At 64.2% G+C, this 4,820-nt stretch carries 5 protein-coding genes and 1 pseudogene; 4 read left to right on the forward strand and 2 right to left on the reverse strand.

Annotation, left to right across the window (positions count from 1 at the left end):
- Window positions 1-336: 336 nt before the first annotated feature.
- Entirely contained in the window at window positions 337-1,485 is a 1,149-nt protein-coding gene (gene solA, locus PGX04_RS29840; RefSeq protein ID WP_273741807.1) for an N-methyl-L-tryptophan oxidase, read from the reverse strand.
- Window positions 1,486-1,742: 257 nt separating this feature from the next.
- Here solA and PGX04_RS29845 point away from each other — a divergent pair, with 257 nt between their 5' ends.
- Window positions 1,743-2,882 carry an aromatic ring-hydroxylating oxygenase subunit alpha gene (locus tag PGX04_RS29845; RefSeq protein ID WP_273741808.1) on the forward strand — a complete coding sequence of 380 codons (1,140 nt, stop codon included), beginning with the start codon at window positions 1,743-1,745 and terminating at the stop codon, window positions 2,880-2,882.
- 25 nt (window positions 2,883-2,907) lie between these two features.
- The gene (locus tag PGX04_RS29850; protein WP_273741809.1) at window positions 2,908-3,264 is read left to right on the forward strand and encodes a hypothetical protein; all 357 of its coding nucleotides are present in this window, start codon (window positions 2,908-2,910) and stop codon (window positions 3,262-3,264) included.
- Between the two features lie 44 nt (window positions 3,265-3,308).
- On the opposite strand, the gene PGX04_RS29855 is transcribed toward PGX04_RS29850, so the two are convergent.
- Window positions 3,309-3,953 (reverse strand): helix-turn-helix domain-containing protein, encoded by a 645-nt coding sequence (locus PGX04_RS29855; protein WP_273741810.1) that lies wholly within the window; start codon window positions 3,951-3,953, stop codon window positions 3,309-3,311.
- A 315-nt stretch (window positions 3,954-4,268) separates the two neighbouring features.
- Between PGX04_RS29855 and PGX04_RS29860 the strand changes: the two genes are divergently transcribed.
- Entirely contained in the window at window positions 4,269-4,526 is a 258-nt protein-coding gene (locus PGX04_RS29860) for a hypothetical protein (protein ID WP_273741811.1), read from the forward strand.
- A 3-nt stretch (window positions 4,527-4,529) separates the two neighbouring features.
- Window positions 4,530-4,820: pseudogene (locus PGX04_RS29865) on the forward strand (GNAT family N-acetyltransferase); the annotation flags it as partial.

Consider the following 4,820-nt stretch of genomic DNA (forward strand, 5'->3'; position numbering starts at 1 on the left):
ACACAGCGACCGCACCAGTCACTCAACAAACAACCGCCAGCGGAGGTGCTAAACTAGACAGTGCCTTGCAGAGCGATATATTAGGAGAGTCATCAGACTACCGTTTAGAGTAGTCGGTTGGGGATTAATCGTGGGCGGGCTCGTCGGTGTCCTCCACTTCGTCTTGACGCAGACCGGTGGTCCTCACTCTAACCGGTGATGCAGACAGACGTAGCAAGTCAGTCGATTCATTTCTGGACACGACTCTGAATAAAGAAATCGAACTTCGAACCGATGCCAGCGACTCGAGCGGACCGAATCCGGTAGCATCGAATCGAAGAACGAACCGCGGGAAGACTACGCTTCGTCGAACCGATCGAGGCGAAACATGTCGATCGGGCGGTCGGTGTCGCGGTCGACCGCGAGGTCGGCGAGGATCTCGCCGATGACGCTGGCGAACTTGAAGCCGTGTCCCGAGAAGCCCGCCCCGACGGCCACCTGCGGGTGGTCGGGGAGCGTATCGAGGATGAAGTGCTCGTCGGGGGAGTTCGTGAACATGCAGGTCGCGAGGCGCATCGTCGGCCCGGCGGCCTCGGGGAAGTAGTTCGCCGTGACCTCCCGGAGCAAGCGCTCGTCCTCGAGTCCGGGTTCGGTGTCGTAGTCGTCCGGATCGACCCGCTCGTCGCGGTGGTGATACTTGCCGATCTTGAACCCCGGCACGTCGTAGATTGGCAGCCCGTAGAAGCGGCCCTCGGGAACCTTGAGGTTCCAGACGGGGAAGTTCTCGGGCTCGAACGTCGACGGTCGTTCGGGCTGGAACCACCCGAGCACCTGCCGTTCGGGGACCGCGAGTCCCTCGAGCGCGTCGGCGAACTTCCGATTCCAGGCACCGGCGGCGAGCACCATGTTCTCGGCGTCGTACGTTCCTCGATCGGTCTCGACGCGGACGCCGCCGTCGGGCGTCGGCTCCCACTCGAGGACCTGTTCGCGGGCGCGCACCTCGGCACCCGCCGCCTGTGCCGCCTCGACGTGGCCGACGATCGCCTGTTCGGGGACGACGAACCCCCCGTCGGGCTGGTATAGGGCTTTGTACCCCGCCGGAAGATCGTAGCCGGGGAACCGTTCGGTGACCTCCTCGCTTGTAAGCACCTCGTGGGGAATATCGTGTTCCTCGCAGGAGCGCAGCGATCCCTCGACGACGATGTTATCCTCCGGGCCGGCGTCGATCGATCCCGTCCGGTGAATTACATCCCGGCCGGTCTCGTCCGAGAGGTCGTCCCAGAGATCGTAGGCTCGTTCGATGAGCGGAATGTAGGAGGGGTGCTCGTAGTACGCGCGACGGATGATCCGCGTGATACCGTGCGACGAGCCCATCGTGTGGGGCACGTCGTAGCGCTCGAGTCCCAGCACGTCGAGACCGCGGTCGGCGAGGTGGAAGACCGTCGCGCTGCCCATCCCACCGACGCCGATCACGATGACGTCGTATCGGTCTCCTGTCGGAGGCATACTGCCGACCGATTCGACGACGCGCCCCTTGATTGTTAGTCCGTCTCACATCGTCCCTTTTTGAACCGTCGGCGAACGAGCGGCGTCGGGACCGTCGACTGCCCGTCATCGCGGTTCGGGCCCGACCGTTCGGTCCCGACGATTCGGTCGACCGCCGCTCGAGGCCCTCGGCGGGCGCAACGCCCGTCATCACTTATACGTGCGAACTACCTGCGATCAAGTCTTATTGAACGGTGAGACATGAGATACCATACAGCATGACCCGGTGGAACAACGGACGTGACGAGGTCGAACCGGTTAGTCCCGATATCACCGACGAGACGAACGCCTTGCCGGCACGGTACTTCACCGATCCGGACGTCCACGAGATGGAGAAGGAGAACGTATTCGGTCGATACTGGGTGTACGCGGGACACGCGAACTCCATTCCGGAGCCCGGGGATCACTTCACCCGATCCATCGGCGATCGGGAAATCATCGTCGTTCGGGCCCAAAATGGCGACATCGAGGCGTTCTACAACGTCTGCGCACATCGCGGGTCGGCGATAGTTGAAGAGACGCCGATGACCGACCCGAGCAACGCGAACCGGATCCAGTGTCCGTACCACCTCTGGACGTACGACCTCGACGGGGAGCTCGCGAGCACGCCGAAGAGCTTCGAGGATGCGCGACTGAACCCCGATCTCGAGGACGAGGACGTCTCCCCGATCGACCCCGACGAGAGCGCCCTCATGTCGGTCCACACCGATCGCATCGGCCCGTTCGTCTTCGTCAACTTCGACGAGGAGCCGATGAGCCTCGCGGAGCAGGCCGGGACGATGAAAACCGAACTCGAGTCGCTCCCGCTCGAGGAGTACCACCTCGCCCGGCGCATCGTCTCGGAGGTCGAGTGCAACTGGAAGGTCTTCGGCGGCAACTACTCCGAGTGCGACCACTGCCAGGCCAATCATCAGGACTGGGTCAAAGATCTCGAGCTCCTCGACTCCGAACTCGAGGTCAACGACTATCACTGGATCCTCCACTACAAACACAGGGAAGACGTCGAGGACGAGATGCGCATCCACGACGAACACGAGGCGAAGTTCTACTACTTCTGGCCGAACTTCACGGTCAACATGTACGGGACCGCCGACGGCTACGGCACCTATATCATCGACCCCATCGACGAGGGGCGCTTCCAGCTCGTCGCGGACTACTACTTCAGGGATCCCGACCTGACCGAGGAGGAGGAGACGTTCATCCGGACGAGCAGGCAGCTCCAGGAGGAGGACATCGAGCTCGTCGAGCGCCAGCAACGCGGTCTCGATTCGGGCGCGATCGCGCAGGCTCGGCTCGGTCCGAACGAACACACCGTCCACAGGCTCCACCGCCTCGCACAGGAAGCCTACGAGGCCTGATCGCCCCGCTCCAACGCTTTCGCTCATGACTCACCAACAACAGTCCGCGTTCACGGTCGCGTGTCGGGAGTGCGGCGTCGACGCGGAACCCGACTCGGCGAACGAAATCGTCGGCTTCTACCGCCGGCACAATCGGCAGACGGGCCACGACGTGGTCCTCACGCGTGTCGACCTCGAGTTCGAGCCCCCGGCTACTGACGACCTCGTAACCGTCATCGCCGGCCTCGAGAATCGCTACGAAAACGGCGTCCCGATCGGCATCGTCGCGGCGGCGATGAGCGAGCGGGGGTTCTCCGTCGGCGAAACCCTCGACGAGATCTACGAGGTGCGAATGACCGGTGCGCTCTACGAACCCCGCAACGATCACCTCGCCGCGTTCTGAGACGAGCCACCTCCGTCACCCGGTTCTGCCAGTTCCCTCGCGAGTCACTCCTCGAGGAGCGTCGTCTCGACGAGTTGCCCGGTCCCGCGACGGATGCGGCCGCCGACGGCCGTCGGAGAGATGTCGAGGCGCTCGGCGAGTTCCTCGAGCGAGGTTTCGCGGGGCTCTTCGAAGTAGCCCTCCTCGTGGGCGCGTACCAGCGCGACGCGCTGTTCGTCGGTCAGCTCCGGGACCGTCTCGCCGGTCCACTCGTCCTGCCGAAACATCCGGTGCAGTTCGAACGAGATGTCCATCTCCTCACAGCGTTCCCAGAGCGCGGCGAGCGCTTCCCGGTCGGGGAGGTGGAGGCGATTGGTCCAGCCCCGATCGTTGGTTTCCGCCTTCAACAGTAGCCCACCGAGTTCGGTCGCCATCGGCGAGATGAGCGCGGCGTCCTCGGTGTGCTGGAGCCGATAGACGCGCGTCGAGCCGTGATCGTCGACGAGCATCCAGTCCGCGACCGTGTGATCGCGCTCGAGCACGTCCTCGAACGCGTCGTCCGCGCCCTCGACGAGGTAGAAGAACAGGCCAGTCTCCGGATCCGTCGTGGAGTGAGGGACGACCTCGATGGATGCGTCCGGACAATCACGGATCGTCGGCGTCAGCGCGAGGTCCGGGTGTGCGATATCGAGAATTGCGATCAGGCTCACGGCTGTTCACATCGGCGGCTGTCTCGTCGCCGCTCAGTCCGGGAATCGCCTCCCGACCGGGTTTTTTTCGACCGTACTTTAACGGGAACACCGTACTCGCGTTCCATCTTGCCAGTAGTTACCACGCACCACCACTTAATCGTTTTCTCGCACCCGGAACGAGCGTTGTAACCGGTACCAGTTCATCACGAGTTCCCGGAGCGCGCGAACCGCGTCTGCGAGAACACAGCCACTCCCGACCGGTGACACGCCCGACGGCGGCCATTCGATCGGTGAAAGCCCAGCCGCTTTCCCGGCTGACGTGGGATGGCGCGTATGACCGAACCCGCGCTCGAGGTGACCCTGCCGAACGTCGGTCCGGGACCGGATCCGCTCGCGCTCGCGGGCCTGATAGCCCCGGTCGCGCCGGCTGATCCGACGACGGCCGAGGAGCAGGTTACCCGCCGCGACCGTGTTCGACGTGGGAGATCACGCGGCCGACGACCTCGAGATCGTCGCGGCCCACCCCAGTCGGACCATACTCGAGCGATCAGAAATCGACGCGTTGTTGGCCACGCCCACCGACGATCCTGACGGATGTTCGTCCGCACGGCCACCCCTGACGATACCCTCGAGGTCCGGCGCATCCTCGACGGCGCGATGCTCGAGCCGGGCGACGTCGAACGTCGGATCGACGCCGGTGACGTCTTCGTGGCGGGTGATCGGCAGGGCGGAACGGCGAGCATCGGTGACGACAGTATCGCTCCCGCCGGCGGCACGGACGTGGCCGAACGAATCCTCGGTACGGCCGTTCTCGAACCGCTCGGCGCCGAGTCCGGTTCTCACGTCGGCGCGATCGGCGTCCGGCGTCGTCATCGGGGCCAGGGC

The organism is Natrinema soli (assembly GCF_028618695.1).

Excerpts from the sequence above, each read along its gene's own strand:
- solA (WP_273741807.1), bottom strand. The coding sequence starts at position 1,485 with ATGCCTCCGACAGGAGACCGATACGACGTCATCGTGATCGGCGTCGGT.
- PGX04_RS29845 (WP_273741808.1), top strand. The coding sequence starts at position 1,743 with ATGACCCGGTGGAACAACGGACGTGACGAGGTCGAACCGGTTAGTCCC.
- PGX04_RS29850 (WP_273741809.1), top strand. The coding sequence starts at position 2,908 with ATGACTCACCAACAACAGTCCGCGTTCACGGTCGCGTGTCGGGAGTGC.
- PGX04_RS29860 (WP_273741811.1), top strand. The coding sequence starts at position 4,269 with ATGACCGAACCCGCGCTCGAGGTGACCCTGCCGAACGTCGGTCCGGGA.